The organism is Siminovitchia terrae, from assembly GCF_003605405.2.
Lineage (GTDB): Bacteria > Bacillota > Bacilli > Bacillales > Bacillaceae_C > Siminovitchia > Siminovitchia terrae.
Window position 1 is genome coordinate 1 of record NZ_QYTW02000016.1, and the last position, 17,047, is coordinate 17,047.

Here is a 17,047-nt window from a genome sequence, read left to right on the forward strand (position 1 = left end):
CCGCAAAAGATGGGTGTCACCCGCCTGTCTTGTTGGAAGCTTTTTGTCGATTGGTTAGGAAACCCCCACTTCAAAAACGGGTGTTTTAAGTGGTGGGAGGTTCATAGAGAGCGGATGTTTTTCACTACAGACTAGGCGCACAGCAATGTTGTGTGCTTTTTGACTTTATAAACGTATTTTACCTGATCCAAAGTTTAGTTTGCTGATTTCAAATCTCTTGTTCAGCGATGGCTTTAATTAGAGAACTGCAAATAAAGAATGCCCATGCTAAAGTAAGAGATGCGCTTGGCAAATCAAGCAAAAGAATGAATAACGTGTCTGCATTGATTAAAAAAGAAGTCATTTGTTGGTGCAGAGGGAAAGCCGTGTGGAAACATATTGGAAGGAGCTTTAACCCCCATAGCAAAGCCGGATGTGTTCAATCACTACTATGATAGAATATCTTTACATACGAGTTCGGATATTGTTTGAGGAGTGAGAGTGAATGATGGAAGAAAATATTTGTGAGCTGGAATTACGGGCTATTCTTGAAACATCAAATGATAATATCGTTATTACCGATGGAAAGGGAAAAGTATTGAGAAGTAGTCCTAATTGCCAATCCATATATGGATTGAAAATCGAAGAGTTGATCGGAAAAACGGTCGATGATTTGGAGAAGATGGAGGTATTTTCGCCATCAGTTACAAAAAGAGTGCTTCGAGAAAAGAAAGAAATCCAGGTGATGCAGAATACGCTCACGGGTCGTACAGTCATGGCGACTGCTATGCCTGTATTCGATGCAAATGGAGAAATTATTCGAGTTATCAGCTTCTCACACGATTTGACCGAGCTCCGTCAAATCAAGGAAGATTTTGAAGAACTGAGAGTTAAAATGGAATATTACCAGTCGGAAATTCAAGAGTTGAGGGATAAGGAACAATATACAGATGGCATTGTATTAAAAAGCAAGGAGATGAGCAATGTTTGGCAGCTTATTCAGCGGGTGGCGCTATCTGATGCAACTGTTGTGTTTCTAGGTGAATCAGGGGTCGGAAAAAACGTTTTTGCGAGGGCGATTCATGAAAAAAGCAGTCGCAGTAAGGAGGCCTTCATTGAAGTAAACTGTGGAGCCATACCGGAGACGCTATTTGAATCCGAGATGTTCGGGTATGAAAAAGGAGCTTTTACTGGAGCAAGCAGGGAAGGGAAGCCGGGGCTAATCGAATTAGCCAATAAAGGTACGCTGTTTCTAGATGAAGTAGGGGAGCTGCCGTTAAATCTCCAGGCAAAGCTCCTGAAGGTGATTCAGGAAAAGAAAATGACGAGAGTCGGCGGCACAGAGCCTAAACAGATTGATTTTCGGGTTATTGCTTCAACGAACCGGGACTTGGCAGAGATGGTAAAGGAAGGAAAATTCCGTGAAGATCTTTTTTACCGGCTGAATGTCGTACCGATTACTATTCCACCTCTTAGGGAGCGGAAGGATGACTTGTTGCAATTATGCGAGTATTTTCTGGGGATGTTCAATGACAAGTATAGAACAGATAAGGTGCTTCATGCGACGACAATCCATGAAATACTTGACTATAGCTGGCCGGGGAATGTTAGAGAACTAGAGAACTTAATGGAGCGTCTGGTTATTACGACAGAAAATCGGATCATTTATCCTAGCGCCCTTCCGTTTCATCAGAGGAACTCTCATTCCGTTGCTTATGAACAGGAAGAAGAGGAGATCCCTGAACAGGCGGAAAACTTACAAGAAGCACTACAAAATGTGGAAATCCGTTGGCTGAAAAGGGCTTACAGACAATATAAAACTACGTATGAAATGGCGGATTATTTAGGAATCAGCCAGTCAAGTGTTGTTAGAAAGCTGCAAAAATATGGTATTAATTCATAACTGAATTGAAATCCGGGTTCGCATCAATAAACTCCTCTTTGATGCAGATCCGGATTATTTTAATTGGGATTTACAGAGATAGGAGGCATATACAGTTGGCATGCTTTTTGCGAGTAATAGGAAAGGAAAATATTTCATCTAGAATCTTAGGAGGTTAACATATGTACAAACCTATAGACTCATCCCAATCTCCACGCTTTGTGGGCAACAGGACTTTTATGAGATTGGAACAGGTCAGAACAACTGATGATATAGACTTCGCCGTGCTTGGTGTTCCTTTCGATACGGCAGCATCCAACCGGACAGGCCAGCGGTTCGGCCCCCAGCATATCCGTGATTTTTCCGTGCTGCTCCGTCCCTACAATCCGGATATGGACATCGATATTTTTGAATATTGCTCAGGGGTCGATTACGGTGATATCAATGTCATTCCAGGAAATGCACTCCGTACGTACGACAGTATGGTTGAAGGATTGATGCCGCTGCTTGAGAAGAACGTCATTCCTGTTATTATGGGCGGAGACCATTCCATCTCACTGGGAAACCTGCGGGCTTTCCATAAAAGATACGGAAAAATGGCACTCGTCCATTTTGATTCCCATGGGGATACGTGGGAGCATTATTATGGTGAAAAGTATATGCACGGAACACCGTTCAGACGTGCGGCTGAAGAAGGTCTGCTTGATATGGAGCATTCCATCCAGGTCGGCATGAGAGGGCCGCTTTACGGACCGGGTGACATTCAGGATGCAAGGGATCTTGGTTTTGAGGTCATTCCGATGAAGGAAGTACGTCAGATCGGCTTTGAAAATGTAATGAAAAGAATCCATGAGCGGGTGAAGGATCGCCCGGTATTTGTCACGTACGATATCGATTTTGTCGACCCAGCCTTCGCCCCTGGAACTGGCACGCCTGAAATCGGAGGACCGACCAGCTATGAAGCGCTGGAATATGTCCGGGGACTTGACGGATTGGACATTGTCGGCTTTGACCTAGTGGAGGTACTACCGTCTTATGACGCTAACGAAATCACTGCGGTGCTGGCATCGGCTGTCATCTATGAAATGATTACATTAATTGCCTTGAAAAAGAGGCGTGAACTGGAGCAGGAGAACCCTCAGAAGTAAAATTCTGAGGGTAAAGGGAGGAAGTCGGATGAATTTTAATTCACTGGATGTCATCATTATGATTGCATATCTATTAATGTTAGTTATTATCGGTGTGATCGGCGCAAGACGAGCCAAGTCACCAGAAGACTATGTGCTGGCTGGAAGAAACTTGGGGTTTTTTATGTATTTCGGCTGTCTTGGCGCCGTTATTTTGGGCGGCGCCTCTACAATCGGTGCTACCAAACTTGGGTATGAATTTGGAGTTTCAGGCATGTGGCTTGTTGTCATGCTCGGTTTAGGAATTATGCTTTTAGGAGTTTTCCTTGCGAAACGCATTTCGAAACTTTCAGTAATGACGATCAGTGAATATCTCAGCAAACGTTTTGGCGTTGAAGTGGGGCTTGTCAGTGCATTGATTGCAGCGACATACGCCATGATGGTATCCGTTACGCAAGTGATCGGGATGGGAACCATTTTAAATGTTCTGCTTGACTGGAATTTAAGCGTTTCAATGTTGGTTGGCGGAGGAATCGTATTGTTTTATACAATCCTCGGTGGCATGTGGTCTGTTACTATGACTGACATTGTGCAGTTTGTTATTAAGACAGTTGGTATTTTCTTCATCATGCTCCCCTTGGGAATATCCAAAGCCGGTGGCTGGGCCGGCTTGCAAGCCAATTTACCTGATACTTATTTTAGTTTCTCAGGAATCGGTGGTCACCAAATCTTCAAGTATTTCTTATTATTTGCACTTGGAATGGTAGTGGCTCAAGATATTTGGCAGCGGATTTTAACTGCAAAAACAATTAAGATTGCAAGAGCGGGGACAGTTGCTGCCGGATTGTACAGTTTATTTTATGGACTTGCAGTTGCAATTATCGGAATGTGTGCGTTTGTTATTGTGCCTAATTTAGGGGATACTCAAAATGCATTTGCTAGCATGGCGGTTACGATATTACCATCAGGGGTGCTGGGCCTGGTTATTGCGGCAGTTGTTTCGGCATTGATGTCCACCGCTTCCGGGACTTTGCTGGCTTCTTCAACCTTAATTTCAAATGATATTATTAAGCGCTTTTTCAAAAAAGATGTGACGGATAAACAATATTTGAAGCTTTCAAGAATAGTGACAACAGTGATCGGAATTTTGACGATCGTTTGTGCTCTTTGGATTCAAGATGTTCTTGTGGCTCTTGATGTAGCCTACGCTGTATTGTCAGGAGGAATTTTTGCTCCGGTGATTTTGGGGCTATTTTGGAAAAGGGCCACTGGAAAAGCAGCGTTCTATGCGATTATTGCAAGTTCAATCGTGATACTGGCCGGCCTTGCCATTCAAGGAATTACAGCAACGACGCCGATTATCTATGGTATTGCTGTCAGCTTTGTCGTCATGATTGTTGTTTCGCTTGCAACGAAACAAAGTGACGAGTTAAATATTGCTTCTTAATAGATATAAAAATCGAGGCGGAAAGTCCGCCTCGTTTTTTATTTAAAGTATGATTGCAGTCCATTATAGATACTGTTTGAAACAAGTTCTTGATAGGAATCTGTTACAATATACTGCCCTTCATGTGGATTGCTTAAATAGCCGAGTTCAAGTAGGGTTGCCGGCCTGCTATTGTCCCTGATGACATGATAGTTGCCAAAGCGTGTTCCCTTGTTGTTTAGAGAGAGTGAACTGTTAAGTACTTCATTGACGCTACTGGCAAGGTCATACTGATACCCGTGGTGATAGTATGCGGTGACCCCGTTTGCCTCAGGATTGGCGGCACTGTCGTAATGAATGCTGATGAATGCATCGGCATTGTTGTTGTTTGCGGCTGAAGCCCGCGAGTCAAGATTGACGTATTGATCATCCGAACGGGTTAAAATGACATTTGCCCCAGCGGCGCTGAGTTTTTGCTGTAGCCGTTTCGCCGTTTGCATTGTGAGTTGTTTTTCAGATACACCTATTTGATTGGTAGAGCCTGGATCATTCCCGCCATGTCCAGCGTCAAGAACAATTGTTTTTCCGGAAAGTCCCGAAGTCTGATTTGTTGATTGGGCTGCCGGTTCTCCTGTTGAGGATGTATTTTTATTGGATGAAACAAGCCAACTCGCCACATACGCCTCCCGGCCGCTTGCCGTTGTAATTTTATACCAGTCACCCTCTTGTCCAACAATTGGATATCTTTCTCCTGCTGACCCTTTTGTGATGACGGGAGCCGATGTATCAGCGCCAGCCCGGAGATTGGTCTGGTCATTTGAAATATAGGCGAATCCGCCGGTTCCTGAAGACTCGTTTTTGTTTGCTTGTGCAGCTCCTCCAAATTGGATGAATTGCTTGCTGATCCAGGCACTTTGATTGCTATAAGTAACATTCGCCCAGCCATTGTTCTCACCAGTCACTGTTACCGGGTCGCCTTTATGTAATTTACCAATAATGTTAGAGCTTAAAGAGGGATTGCTTCGGACATGGACATTATCGGTTGTAATTTTGCCCTTTTTGGTCATTCCAATGCTTTGACCGCCATTATCGACAATATATCCAGCAATCCAGCCCGTACCACCACTGGGGAGCTGAACCTTATACCATCCGAATTTTTCCTGCAGCACTTGGAATTGTTCGTTCCTGCTTGCTTTCGCAACGATATTGGCTGTATTGGAGGGCTCACTCCGAATATTTGCTTTGTTGACTGCGATATGAATGGTACTTGCTGCTTTAGCTGTAATATTTGTATGTAAAAAAATAAGAAGCACCGAAGCCAAACAGATTATGGATCTTTTTATCATAACCACCGCCTTTTTCCAAGTTTATGATCATTTTAGCACTTTTTGTCATTTTATAGTGTTTTGTAGTCTCATATTACAATAATTGAGAAAAAGGTCTCGCAGACTGTAACAAAACTGTTTTTTAAAATTAATATTCCAAGTAAGTATTTAAGCGATCTGTCCGCCTAGTTTCTAGAAATAGTTACAATTTTAGATTTGTTGAGATATCCGGGAAGCGATTTAGTATATTAGTCATGTACTTTCTAGATTTAAAAGATGTGATCTAAAGTGTTGTGTATTTGTTATACATGTAATAAAATTATTACATATGGAAAATATTAATTCTGGTGATGAACTATTAAAAATCTTGGAAGCACTCTCTAATCCATATCGACTGAAAATTATCGCTGTACTTCATCAAGAGCGACAATATGTTAGCCAATTAGCAAGGGAATTAGGCATTAGTAGACCACTGCTTTATTTACATTTACGGAAATTGGAGGAAGCTCAATTAATAAAGGGACAGCATGAAATTGCTGAAGATGGAAAAGCCATGAAATTTTATGAAATTAGCCCTTTTTGCATAAAATTGGATGAACATTTGATTTCAACTGTAGCTGATAGTTTAACCATCAAGAAAAGGAAGGAGTAAGAAGGTTCAACTAAATAAAATGAAAGGGGTTTCTTAAATAATGGGGGACATTCTATTTTGGATAATGTCATTGGGAACTCTACTTTTACCGGTAGTATTGTTTATTGTTATACTGATGTACATTATCCGTGTTGTTCGAAGAGTGGAAAAGCGTGCAGAGGAACGATTAAAATTAGATAAAGAGAGTTCAGCTTTACAACAACAGCAGATGAAAGCAATAAATGAGTTGAATGTTCGTTTAACAAATATAGAAACGGTACTTAAAGAAATAGAATAAAAAAGAAAATAACGACTCAGTTAAAAAGTCGTTATTTTTCTTGAGTAAAGCAGTATAACTTTGTAATGAAAAATTTTATTAAAAGGGAGCTTTTTCATTGTCTAACTGCGCTGTACAGGAAGTACAAGTGCAAGCGAAGCGACAAGACGTCGCGTTCTGAACCAGCCGCTGTACAGGAAGTACAAGTGCAAGCGAAGCGACAGGATGTCGCGTTCTGAGCCAGCCAGCATCTAGCCTCGTAAGGATCAAGTTGATGAATGAAGGACTGCCTCCTCTAAAATTGTCTTGTTTGCCCGCGCTGACTAGCCGTTTCCGCTTTTTTATCTTTAGCAGGCCTTGCTAATGATGATTAAACTCGGGCATTCTCCACGATTAGTGAGATTCCCTGTCCCACACCAATACACATGGTGGCTAGCCCGCGTTTTGCTTCTCGCCTCTTCATTTCATAGAGGAGGGTTGTCAAGATTCTGGCGCCACTGGCCCCAAGGGGATGCCCAAGTGCGATGGCGCCGCCGTTGACGTTGACTTTGTCTATATGAAGCCCCAGTTGTTTGACACATTCTAGTGATTGGGAGGCAAAAGCCTCATTGAGCTCTACTAGGTCAAAATCTTCTATTGTCAATCCAGTACGCTCCAATAGTTTGCGAGTCGAGTAGATAGGACCCAAGCCCATAACTGCCGGCTCCAGCCCGGCTGTCGCTGATGCAATAAACCTGGCAAGAGGTTTCAATCCAAGTTCTTTTGCTTTCTGGGCACTCATGAGCAGCAGAGCAGCCGCACCGTCATTTACACCGGAGGCATTGCCTGCAGTCACTGTTCCTCCGGCAAATAGGGGAGGGAGGCTTTTCAGCTTATCTGGTATGATATCCGGGCGGGGATGTTCATCCATTTCTATAACCGTTTCTCTGCCTTTTCGGTCCTTGATGATAACTGGAGAGATCTCTTCCGCAAACCTCCCAGATTCCATCGCAGCCTTCGCCTTCTGCTGGCTGAGATACGCGAATTCGTCCTGTTTTTCTCGTGAAATTCCATATCTTTTGGCAACATTTTCCGCTGTTTGCGGCATGGAATCTGTCCCGTACAACTCCTGCATCTTCGGATTGATGAAGCGCCAGCCGATGGTCGTATCGAATAATTCCATATTTCCTCGCGGGAAATCTCTCTCCGGTTTGCTCATCACAAAAGGGGCACGAGTCATACTTTCCGTTCCGCCTGCAATGATCACATCTTCCTCGTTGGACAGGATTGATCGGGCTGCCAGGCTGACGGCATCCAGTCCAGAACCACACAGCCGGTTGACGGTTGTCCCGCTGACGGTTTCAGGGAGTCCTGCCAAGAGGAGTGACATACGCGCCACGTTTCGATTGTCTTCACCTGCTCCGTTGGCGTTCCCAAAAATTACGTCTCCGATTTCTGACGGTGGCAGATCTGGATTTCGTTCCATCAGTGCTTTGATTACAACGGCTCCCAAATCATCTGGCCGAACGTCCTTCAAGGCGCCATTATATCTTCCAATAGGCGTCCGCACCGCATCGACGATTACCACTTCACGCATTAGCTTTCCTCCTTTTGGAGAAGCTCTTCACTAATGGAGAATGGGGCGGTTGTTTTTTCTTTTACTTCGCTCAAAGTCGCGTTACCCATCAGCTCGGTTAATACATAACCTTCTTCTTCCCAAATAAAAACGGCCAGGTCTGTGATAATGACATCTGCAATCCTTGTAGAAGTGATTGGAAACGTGCACTTTTCTACGAACTTGGGGGAGCCATCCTTCGATACATGACTCATTGTGATGATAATCTTCTTAGCCCCGGACAGCAAGTCCATGGCACCACCGACTCCGATGATGTCCTTGCCAGGAATAGCCCAATTGGCAACAAGTCCGCTGCCGTCCACTTGCAGGGCGCCAAGAATAGCGACATCGACATGGCCGCCTCGAATCATAGCAAATGAATCAGCGCTATGAAAGTAAGATGCCCCAATAGCCTCCCCAACAGGAAGTTTCCCGGCATTGACAAGGAGTGGGTCAATCTTATCTTCCTCTACAGAGGTTACCCCTAAGAGGCCATTTTCTGTATGCAAAAAAAACTGACTTTGATCTAGGTAATTAGGGACCAATGTGGGGATCCCGATTCCGAGATTGATAATCGAATGGGGAGTGAGTTCTTTAGCTGCCCGTTTAGCAATCATTTCTTTGATGCTCATGCTTCCTTCACCCCTTCTTTCGTAAGAATCAGCCGGCTCGTGACAAGGGCATCAATGTAGAGGTGAGGGGTCACAATCTCTTCGGGAGAAAGTTCTCCTTCTTCTACGATCTGATCGACTTCAGCAATGACATAGTTTGCTGCTGTTGCCATAATTGGATTGAAATTCCTGGCGGTTTTGTAATAGACCAGGTTACCTTTTGTATCTGCTTTTTTGGCACGTATGAGAGCCACATCGGCTTTCAAGGCCTTTTCAAAAAGATATGTCTCGCCATCGATTACTTTTGTTTCTTTGCCTTTTGCGAGTTCGGTACCAACGGCTGTTTTTGTGTAAAAGCCCCCTATCCCAGCTCCTCCAGCTCGAATGGCTTCGGAAAAAGTCCCTTGAGGAAGAAGCTGTATTTCAAGCTTTCCTTGGTTATACCACTGGGCTACTTCCCGGTTGCTCGTAAAATATGAGCCGATTGCCTTTTTTATTTTTCCTTGCTGCAGGAGAAGTCCTAGACCTCGCCCGGCTTCTCCGACATTATTGCTAATAATCGTCAAATCTGTTGCGGAATGTCTCGTCAACTCATCAATCAATGTCAGCGGACTTCCAATCAGGCCGAAACCGCCGACCATGATAGAGTCTCCGGTTCGAACTACTTTTTGTATGGCTTCTCGTGCATTTGTCAGCTTTATGGCTCTCATGATTTCACTTCCTTATGAGATAAAAATGTTTGGATTTGGCTGAAGATCTTCGGCTGCTTATTGAATACCAGTTCATAATGGTTGACTGGAGAGACTTCTGTCTGAAGTCTTGAGAGCTGTTTTTTCATCTGAGCATAGCCCTCTTCTTGGAAAAGTGGTCCTTTATCTCCAATGCTTCCGGTTGAAATTAGAAGGAAAACAGGGCAAGCGATATGGGCCAACACGTTCGCGGATTGGAAAGTGTAGAAGCTTTCAAAGTCACGTGTGATGGTTTGAAGGTTGGACTTGTTTCTCCAGAAGCGCTCATCTTTTGCAATTTCATAATGGACCGCCTCTTCCATCTGTTGATCCCAATTAATATTCAGACGAGTATACAGCTTTTTTGCTTCCTCGATATATTGGTCCGGATTCGAATAGGTTTTTTTCAAACGCTCCAAAGATGGGAGAACGAGCTGTCTTGTGGACTCATCTGCCAGGCCAGCGCCATCAAGGAGGATCAGGCTTTCCGTATTGGCCAGCCGACTGGCGGCAATGGCACTGATATACGCTCCCATCGAATATCCAAGAAGGATGGGACGCTCAATTTCCAGCGTAGCGATCAAATCCAGCAGGTGATCAGCGTGGGTATAAATGGAGCTGTCTCCCGCTGCTGCTTCGCTGTTTCCACGGCCTAAAATATCATAGCTAATAAACTGATATGTGCCTGAAAAAGCTTCCTGGTAGTAATGAAGTTGCTTGTGATTGCCGGTCAGACCGTGGGAGCCAATAATGGTTCCCTGCTCACCAGGTGTCTCATGGATATAAAAGGTCCGTCCTTTGTTTGTCGTCACATATTGTCCCATGTTATTAAATCCCTACTTTCCATTTTTAATCAACCGTGTAAATGGAATAATTGACTTTTCCGGGAAGCCTGATGCCTCTTGACACAAAGAGCCGCCGGTTCAGCCAGTTATATTTGGAAGAGGCTGTCTCAAATATGGGAGCTGTGCGGAAATAGTACTCGTCCGGATCCACCTCTTCGTTGTTGTCTAGTCGCTCAAGGACCTCAGGGTCTCCAGTGCGGATACCGCGGTACGCCATCATAATCAATTCTCCGTCATTCGTGCGGAGAAGAATGCGTACATCTTGAATGATTGTGCCGTCTTCTTGGACAGTGATCCAATCATCTCCTCCAGGAACTACTTCAGCTGTTAATTTATCACCACGCAGAGAGCCCCCAGTGACACGGATGATCCGCCTGTTTCCGTTGGGGGTTTTCCCAGGAAGGTGTGCTCCCTCAACTGTCAGCTCCATATCGCATAAAAAGGTGAGGGAGGGGGCGGGCAAATGTCTCATCTTGACAACGCTCCTTTCTCTTCTTTCCTTTTGTATTCCTCCACTTTCTTTTCATCCAGTTCAACACCAAGGCCAGGGTCTTCTGGGACAAAAATGAAGCCATCTTTGATAGTGAGCGGATTTTTCACAAGATCATCCGCCAGCCAGGCTGGACCAAACAGCTCGCTGCCATAGTTTAGGTTCGGGATTGATGCATAGGCGTGAACACAGGCTGCAGTCCCTATAGAGCTTTCAAGAGAAGTCCCTCCAAAGCAGGCAATCCCAGCTGATTCAGCAATTCCAGCAATCTTGACAGTATTTTTCATACCACCTGATTTATGAATTTTCAATGAAAAAATATCTGCCGCTTTTTCTTTCGCTAGCCGCAAGGCATCTTGAACAGAAGCTAGGCTTTCGTCAGCCATAATTGGTACTTTTTTCATTGAAGACAGGCATGCCAGCCCTTCGATGTCTTCGGGAGGCAGGGGCTGCTCCAGAAAATCAATACCTGCGTCAAAAAATGCATCCATCCATTTCATTGAAGTAATTCGATCCCAAGAGCCGTTCGGATCAATACCAATTGTGGAGAGACCGTTGAGTCCTTCCGCTATACGGATATTACGCAAGGCATCTTCTCCAGGAGAGTCATGTCCAGATTTTGTTTTGAAATTGGTATAGGTGCCCGAATGAACATAACTCTTGGCTTCTTCGATATCACCTTCAGGGGTCCCGGATGCAAGCGCCCACCTGACTTGGATCCTGTCCTGTTGCAGACCGCCCAGCAATTGGTGAACTGGCACACCATATGTTTTTCCAAGTGCATCGAACAAAGCCATTTCGACTGCAGCTTTGGCAAAGGCATTGCCGCGGATTTGCCGGTTCAGTTTCTGCAGGAGTCTTTCGATATAGTCAGCTTCTTCATCCAATAGAAGGGGGGCGGCATATTGGTCGATAACGAGTTTCATCGTTTCTACACTTTCTCCGTTCCACCAGATTCCTGGAGTAGTCCCTTCACCGATGCCGACTACACCGTTACTCAACTCCATTCGGGTTAATACAAAGCTTTTAGTAGCCACTTTTTCAGTTGAAAATTGGTGCGGACGTTTGATGGGAATATCTAATAGTTCTGTGGTAATGCGTTTGATTTTGATGACAGACACGAAGTATCTCCTCCGATTCCATTGGTTTTTAGGCAAAAGCGAAAGGGACATTTTGCAATGCCCCTTAGTGATGATACTTTACTCCCGGCGCATCACGAAGTTTAATGAAGCTTCTTTGCGGCCGTTCTTGTCTTCTAACTTTGTTACGAGTTCAGTACGCACTCCGTCCGCCACATCTGTTTCCAGCCACTCGTCACCTTCAAAGAAGACCTGAGTAATCAGTGTTTCGTGTCCTTCGGCTTCAAACATGAGATGAAGATGGGCTGGCCGCATTGGATGTTGGTCCATAAAGCCCAAGAACTCTCCTGTCGGTCCGTCCGCCGGAATGGAATAAGGAAGTGGAACAATAGATTGTACTTCAAAGTCTCCGTTTTCATCCGTATAGAAATATCCTCTTAAATTGTACTTTGGAGCATCGGAATCAAAGGATGAATATTTACCAGAGTCGTCATTTTGCCACATTTCCACCCGAGTATTCGCTAATGGCATACCGTCCGTACTGCTCACATTGCCTTTAAAGAGCAGAGGTTCACCCGGTTCATTCGAACGTTGCGTGAGAACCAATGGTTTTCCCGGTTCTTTTTCCACTAGCGGAGAACCTTCAACAAAGTATGGTCCGAGGAGAGAAGGCTGTGTTCCTGGCTTGTCAGTATACATCGCCCTAAGCACATGGGTCTCAAGGAAAACATCTGCATAAAGGGGAAGTTCTCCAGTCCGACCTAACCGATCCGCCCAGTCGACGAAGTTTGTATATTCCTCATGATTCAATTTTGCTTCAGTTAAAAAATTCTGAATGTGTTTGATAAACAAATTGAATACCTCTTCAACGCGCTCGTTCTTCTTGGTTACTTGTTTTTGCATGAATATTCCTCCTCAATATTTAGATATCTATGGTTTCGAGGTTATTTCTTCCTAATAACTGGTAAACTTTCAACCAATCATTATTTTGCAGCAGTTCTCGGATTCTAGTGGATGATATTTTTTCACCCTGCTCACAGGTGATGAAAGGATGAATATTGATAGTGAAATAGTTTGAGAGCAGTTCAATGTTTCCTTGTTTCCCTTTTCCGAAATGAAAGTCACTTCCGACCCAAATTTCGCGGGTATTTAATCGACTCAGCTCTGCGATAAAGTCAGCCGGTGGTTTTGATGCGTAATGCTGGTCGAAGTTTGCAACAATCGTATAATCGACATTCAATTTTTCGATAAGGGCCAGCTTTTCATCTATGCTTGTCAGTACCCGTTGATTTTGAAAATAGGCTCGAGGAGGAGGGTCAAAGGTATAAACAACAGAAGGTATTTCAAGCTCATGAGCTCTTCTAACTGCCTGTTTAATCAGTGCCTGATGCCCTTTATGCAAGCCGTCAAATGCCCCGATGGACACAACTGAAGCTGGTAGGGAAAGCTCGTTATCATTCATAACTCTCATGATGATTCCTCCTCATGCCGAATGGGGTTAGTTTTTAAAATAGTTAACATCGTCCGGGTTAATCCAAGTGTCATTTACCCATCCGTCCAGGTCATAGTCAGCCATACATTGATCGGCAAATGCGATGTATTTATCCGCCTCACCGGTTTGATTGGCTACTGTCAAGTTTTCCAAGCGGATATTTTCATGGTTTCCGGAGTAGTTTCGCTCATATAACTCATGACGTCCGCCGTATTCTGTTCCGACAACTTCCCAAAGCAATTTGATCAGCTTGATCTTTTCAAGAGAAGTGATTCCGTTGGAACCGCGATAAAGGCGGTCTATCAGAGGCCTCAATTCAGGATTTTTAAAATCCGCTGCGCTCGATGGCTGAACAATCAGGTTTCCGGCTACGACATTTTCGATGATCCCTTTGATTTTCGGCCAGCCTTCCGACATAAATACACGATAGGATAGTCCATATTTAAGGTTCGGAAGCACGGTTCCATTTCTACCTTCGTCCGGATTCAGTGCCATCGAGTCACTCAGTGACCAGAATAAGTTCTTCCAGGCCAGTACTTCACCGACATTTGCCTGTACACCGCGGAATTGATCTGTACCGTTCGTTTTGACAGCTTTTAGCAGCAGTCCAGCAATAAAGTCCAGTTTTACTGCTAATCTTGTTACTCCGTGAAAGGTGAAACGATGAAGGAATCCGCTTTCAGGAAAGAAGTTGTTTGCTTTTTCTACGTCTTTGTAAATTAGAATATTTTCCCATGGGATCAATGCCCGGTCAAAAATCAAAACAGCATCGTTTTCGTCGAATCTGCTGCTCAGCGGGTAGTCGAAGGGGCTTCCCATGACAGCTGCCTGCATTTCATAAGACTGACGACAGATCAGTTTGACACCAGGTGTATCCATCGGCGTGATAAATACGAGGGCCATGTCTTCAGATCCCACAGGAACAGCTCCGTAATGAGCAACGAAGTTATAGTTGGTTAAAGCTGACCCGGTAGCCACCATTTTTGCACCGCTTACAATGATTCCTTCCTCAGTTTCTTCTTCCGCCCGGATGAAGACACCGTTTACAGCTTCCATTGGTTTGTTGCGGTCTACAGGGGGATTGATAATGGCATGGTTAAAGAACCAGTTCCTTTCCTGTGCTTCTTTATACCAAAATTTTGCATTTTCCTCATAAGGTGCGTAGTATTCTGGATCCGCCCCCAAAGTGGCTAAGAAAGCAGCCTTGTAGTCGGGTGATCTTCCCATCTGTCCGTAAGTAATCTTGGCCCATTCAGCGATGGCGTCTCTTGAACGGAGGAGATCATCGGCTGTTCTGTCATATTGGAAGAATTTTTGCGTATACCCGTTATTTCCGGTATCCGTTTCAGTAGTCAGAATTGATTTCGTTTTTTCGTCATGTAACGCGTCGTATTGGCGTGCAATGGATCTCGCCGCATTTCTAAAGGCGGGATGAGTAGTTACGTCTTTGACCCTTTCGCCGTTGATCCATACTTCACGGTTATCTTTCAAGCTCTCCAAGTATTCTTTTCCGGTCAAAGGCAATTGTGTTTTTTGCTGTTGCGTAATCATATGAAACCTCCTTAGGGGGGATTTAGTTGAAGCGCTTTCAACTGATGATTTTATTATCTAGTTTTATCAGAATTATTTTAAGTGCAAAATAATACTGATATAAAATAAATAACTAGCAGATTTTACGGTGTTGTTAAAAGCAACAAAAAAACCTGTTGGATGAATAATCCGACAGGCTGTTGTTATGCGTTTAAGGTTAATGAATCATCGTCTTCGCTTTTATTGTTATTAATTGATATTGCGAAATAGACCTGAAGCGCCAATTGGCAATTAAAGCGCCCTTCGCCGGTTTTTAAGTCCACGTCACACAATCCCTCGATCTTTTCCAAGCGATACCGCAACCCGGCTATTGACAAGTGAAGTTCATCCGCAGTCTGTTGAAGGTTTCCATTATTATCAAGATAAGTCTTTAAAGTGATTAAGAAGTTAGACTGATTGGAACTGTCATAATCTACAAGTTCCCCGATTGTTTTTTTATAAAAATCAATCAGCTCGTTTTGATCGGTTCCTTTTAAAAACATCATCACAGACTTGACGTCTTCATATATAGAGATAATGTTGGAGGCAGGATTGGTAAGATGGATAAAATCGCTGATTGACCGGGAGTCCTCATAGCTTTTTTTCAATGTCGCCATGTCTCTTGACTCTCTGCCTATACCAATATAAAATTTGAGATTGCAGAATTCTTTGCTTAGCTGGGATAACATATTTGTAGCCTCATCAAGGGGCTTTCTGTCTTCTTCATTCGTCAGCACGATATAGATATAATCATCATTCGTAAATATATCCTTGTTAGTATTCGCAGGGTTGAGCTTTATACATTGCATGACATCCTGCCTGGATTCCGCAGGTTCCACTTTTATGGAAAGAACCCTGTTTTTATTGCTTGGTAGAAAATGAAATAGGTGGGAGAACCTCTCGAAATCTCCGCTATCAAAGTTGCTGATAATCTCTTCAAAGAAATTTTCTTTCTTTTTCCAGAGGGAGCGAGCGATTTTCCAATCATGATACATTTGAATGGTAAAGACAGAGAGAGCTCTATTAATGATAAGCTGGTCTTTTTGGGACATTTTCTTCTGGCCGATCACAACTAGACGTCCCAGATTGATATTGTTCGCTCTAATTGGGAAGGTGGATATGTCATTGTTCTTTTCTTCCGTATAAATGAAATTGTCCGACCAATTATTGTAGACTGTCTCATCAAAGTCATTTGAAAAAGCGCTTTCAATTTTCCTGTTGTAATAATCGATTACAAGACTTCGCTGTATGGAATTGGCAACAAATTCAACTGTTTCGGCAAGTGGCCTGTCCTCAAGCAGAAAGTCAGTTAAATCCTGCTGGAATTTATCTGCTTCAACAATGTTTTGGTTGATGTCGTTCAATTCCCTGTAAGCTCGGTCCAATTCTGATACTAGGGATTCCGCTTTGTAATAGCTTAGATATTTTTTGTGTTTACCTTCAAGCTGATCGACTGTTTTGGCTGTAAACTGGCAATAAGGATCACCTTTTCCTACACATATCTCTTCATACGCAATGACATCTTTTCCAAAGGTGCTTGTTAAATAACCACTGGCATAGCCAGAGAGAATCCAGCATACTTCATCTGAGCCATGTCCATGGCATTCAATATGCTCTTCTGCTTCAAACGAATTTCTCCAAAAACCTGTAAAGTAAAGCGAGTCCTCATTCAACTCTATTTGATCAGGCTCTACCGTCACAACTCCTTCTAGTGTATGCAGTACCGGCCCTGCTAAGATTAATTCTTTGCGATTTTTCCATTTATACATGGATGTTAGGGATTCACCGTCTTTTTTCCCCCATTCCCAGCCATATCTCATGAGGAATCCCTTGGCTCTATCTATACCAAGGGTATTAATTAAGTCGCGGCGTAAAAGACCAAGGGCTTCAACTGAAACCAATACCATTCTTTTATGATTAAAAGTAATCATACCCGTACGCGGATTTGTTTCCAGCAGATTATCAAAAAATAATTGGCTAGCTTTCATCCGT

The 17,047-nt window shown here is 43.7% G+C and carries 16 protein-coding genes; 5 read left to right on the top strand and 11 right to left on the bottom strand.

Going from position 1 to position 17,047, the window contains the following annotated elements; all coding sequences use genetic code 11:
* Window positions 1-484: 484 nt before the first annotated feature.
* The 3 genes from D5F11_RS15195 (at window position 485) to D5F11_RS15205 (ending at window position 4,435) form a co-directional block, all read left to right on the top strand.
* Window positions 485-1,882 (top strand): sigma-54 interaction domain-containing protein, encoded by a 1,398-nt coding sequence (locus D5F11_RS15195; RefSeq protein WP_373316016.1) that lies wholly within the window; start codon window positions 485-487, stop codon window positions 1,880-1,882.
* Window positions 1,883-2,043: 161 nt separating this feature from the next.
* Window positions 2,044-3,009: an agmatinase gene (gene speB, locus D5F11_RS15200; protein ID WP_120117063.1), complete on the top strand. Its 966-nt coding sequence runs from the start codon at window positions 2,044-2,046 to the stop codon at window positions 3,007-3,009.
* Window positions 3,010-3,037: 28 nt separating this feature from the next.
* Window positions 3,038-4,435 (top strand): sodium:solute symporter family protein, encoded by a 1,398-nt coding sequence (locus tag D5F11_RS15205; protein ID WP_120117062.1) that lies wholly within the window; start codon window positions 3,038-3,040, stop codon window positions 4,433-4,435.
* Window positions 4,436-4,473: 38 nt separating this feature from the next.
* Here the strand turns inward: D5F11_RS15205 and D5F11_RS15210 are convergent, their stop codons facing one another.
* The gene (locus D5F11_RS15210; RefSeq protein ID WP_120117061.1) at window positions 4,474-5,760 is read right to left on the bottom strand and encodes an N-acetylmuramoyl-L-alanine amidase family protein; all 1,287 of its coding nucleotides are present in this window, start codon (window positions 5,758-5,760) and stop codon (window positions 4,474-4,476) included.
* A gap of 307 nt (window positions 5,761-6,067) precedes the next feature.
* Here D5F11_RS15210 and D5F11_RS15215 point away from each other — a divergent pair, with 307 nt between their 5' ends.
* Together D5F11_RS15215 and D5F11_RS15220 are read left to right on the top strand one after the other, a co-directional pair.
* Window positions 6,068-6,391, top strand: a complete 324-nt coding sequence (locus tag D5F11_RS15215; protein WP_120117060.1) for an ArsR/SmtB family transcription factor — start codon at window positions 6,068-6,070, stop codon at window positions 6,389-6,391.
* Between the two features lie 40 nt (window positions 6,392-6,431).
* The gene (locus D5F11_RS15220; protein ID WP_120117059.1) at window positions 6,432-6,668 is read left to right on the top strand and encodes a hypothetical protein; all 237 of its coding nucleotides are present in this window, start codon (window positions 6,432-6,434) and stop codon (window positions 6,666-6,668) included.
* Window positions 6,669-7,017: 349 nt separating this feature from the next.
* Here the strand turns inward: D5F11_RS15220 and D5F11_RS15225 are convergent, their stop codons facing one another.
* The 10 genes from D5F11_RS15225 to D5F11_RS15270 all read right to left on the bottom strand — a co-directional run bounded on the left by D5F11_RS15225 (window position 7,018) and on the right by D5F11_RS15270 (window position 17,043).
* Window positions 7,018-8,223, bottom strand: coding sequence for a 3-oxoadipyl-CoA thiolase (locus D5F11_RS15225; protein ID WP_120117058.1), 1,206 nt, complete (start codon window positions 8,221-8,223; stop codon window positions 7,018-7,020).
* Window positions 8,223-8,873 (bottom strand): 3-oxoacid CoA-transferase subunit B, encoded by a 651-nt coding sequence (locus tag D5F11_RS15230; RefSeq protein ID WP_120117057.1) that lies wholly within the window; start codon window positions 8,871-8,873, stop codon window positions 8,223-8,225. The genes D5F11_RS15225 and D5F11_RS15230 overlap by 1 nt, the downstream gene beginning before the upstream one ends.
* Entirely contained in the window at window positions 8,870-9,562 is a 693-nt protein-coding gene (locus D5F11_RS15235; RefSeq protein WP_120117056.1) for a CoA transferase subunit A, read from the bottom strand. Before D5F11_RS15235 ends, D5F11_RS15230 begins: the two co-directional genes overlap by 4 nt.
* Window positions 9,559-10,404, bottom strand: a complete 846-nt coding sequence (locus D5F11_RS15240; protein WP_120117055.1) for an alpha/beta fold hydrolase — start codon at window positions 10,402-10,404, stop codon at window positions 9,559-9,561. Before D5F11_RS15240 ends, D5F11_RS15235 begins: the two co-directional genes overlap by 4 nt.
* Window positions 10,405-10,429: 25 nt before the next feature.
* The gene (locus D5F11_RS15245) at window positions 10,430-10,897 is read right to left on the bottom strand and encodes a DUF3237 domain-containing protein (RefSeq protein ID WP_120117054.1); all 468 of its coding nucleotides are present in this window, start codon (window positions 10,895-10,897) and stop codon (window positions 10,430-10,432) included.
* Complete coding sequence (locus tag D5F11_RS15250; RefSeq protein WP_185830726.1) at window positions 10,894-12,036, bottom strand: muconate/chloromuconate family cycloisomerase; 1,143 nt, start codon at window positions 12,034-12,036, stop codon at window positions 10,894-10,896. Before D5F11_RS15250 ends, D5F11_RS15245 begins: the two co-directional genes overlap by 4 nt.
* A gap of 78 nt (window positions 12,037-12,114) precedes the next feature.
* Complete coding sequence (locus tag D5F11_RS15255; protein ID WP_120117052.1) at window positions 12,115-12,897, bottom strand: dioxygenase family protein; 783 nt, start codon at window positions 12,895-12,897, stop codon at window positions 12,115-12,117.
* Window positions 12,898-12,916: 19 nt separating this feature from the next.
* Window positions 12,917-13,465: an FAD synthetase family protein gene (locus tag D5F11_RS15260; protein ID WP_120117051.1), complete on the bottom strand. Its 549-nt coding sequence runs from the start codon at window positions 13,463-13,465 to the stop codon at window positions 12,917-12,919.
* Window positions 13,466-13,492: 27 nt separating this feature from the next.
* The gene (locus D5F11_RS15265) at window positions 13,493-15,037 is read right to left on the bottom strand and encodes a 4-hydroxyphenylacetate 3-hydroxylase N-terminal domain-containing protein (protein WP_185830727.1); all 1,545 of its coding nucleotides are present in this window, start codon (window positions 15,035-15,037) and stop codon (window positions 13,493-13,495) included.
* Between the two features lie 182 nt (window positions 15,038-15,219).
* The gene (locus D5F11_RS15270; RefSeq protein WP_120117049.1) at window positions 15,220-17,043 is read right to left on the bottom strand and encodes a XylR N-terminal domain-containing protein; all 1,824 of its coding nucleotides are present in this window, start codon (window positions 17,041-17,043) and stop codon (window positions 15,220-15,222) included.
* Between the last annotated feature and the right edge of the window lie 4 nt (window positions 17,044-17,047).

Excerpts from the sequence above, each read along its gene's own strand:
- D5F11_RS15195 (WP_373316016.1), top strand. The coding sequence starts at position 485 with ATGATGGAAGAAAATATTTGTGAGCTGGAATTACGGGCTATTCTTGAA.
- speB (WP_120117063.1), top strand. The coding sequence starts at position 2,044 with ATGTACAAACCTATAGACTCATCCCAATCTCCACGCTTTGTGGGCAAC.
- D5F11_RS15205 (WP_120117062.1), top strand. The coding sequence starts at position 3,038 with ATGAATTTTAATTCACTGGATGTCATCATTATGATTGCATATCTATTA.
- D5F11_RS15210 (WP_120117061.1), bottom strand. The coding sequence starts at position 5,760 with ATGATAAAAAGATCCATAATCTGTTTGGCTTCGGTGCTTCTTATTTTT.
- D5F11_RS15215 (WP_120117060.1), top strand. The coding sequence starts at position 6,068 with ATGGAAAATATTAATTCTGGTGATGAACTATTAAAAATCTTGGAAGCA.
- D5F11_RS15220 (WP_120117059.1), top strand. The coding sequence starts at position 6,432 with ATGGGGGACATTCTATTTTGGATAATGTCATTGGGAACTCTACTTTTA.
- D5F11_RS15225 (WP_120117058.1), bottom strand. The coding sequence starts at position 8,223 with ATGCGTGAAGTGGTAATCGTCGATGCGGTGCGGACGCCTATTGGAAGA.
- D5F11_RS15230 (WP_120117057.1), bottom strand. The coding sequence starts at position 8,873 with ATGAGCATCAAAGAAATGATTGCTAAACGGGCAGCTAAAGAACTCACT.
- D5F11_RS15235 (WP_120117056.1), bottom strand. The coding sequence starts at position 9,562 with ATGAGAGCCATAAAGCTGACAAATGCACGAGAAGCCATACAAAAAGTA.
- D5F11_RS15240 (WP_120117055.1), bottom strand. The coding sequence starts at position 10,404 with ATGGGACAATATGTGACGACAAACAAAGGACGGACCTTTTATATCCAT.
- D5F11_RS15245 (WP_120117054.1), bottom strand. The coding sequence starts at position 10,897 with ATGAGACATTTGCCCGCCCCCTCCCTCACCTTTTTATGCGATATGGAG.
- D5F11_RS15255 (WP_120117052.1), bottom strand. The coding sequence starts at position 12,897 with ATGCAAAAACAAGTAACCAAGAAGAACGAGCGCGTTGAAGAGGTATTC.
- D5F11_RS15260 (WP_120117051.1), bottom strand. The coding sequence starts at position 13,465 with ATGAGAGTTATGAATGATAACGAGCTTTCCCTACCAGCTTCAGTTGTG.
- D5F11_RS15265 (WP_185830727.1), bottom strand. The coding sequence starts at position 15,037 with ATGATTACGCAACAGCAAAAAACACAATTGCCTTTGACCGGAAAAGAA.
- D5F11_RS15270 (WP_120117049.1), bottom strand. The coding sequence starts at position 17,043 with ATGAAAGCTAGCCAATTATTTTTTGATAATCTGCTGGAAACAAATCCG.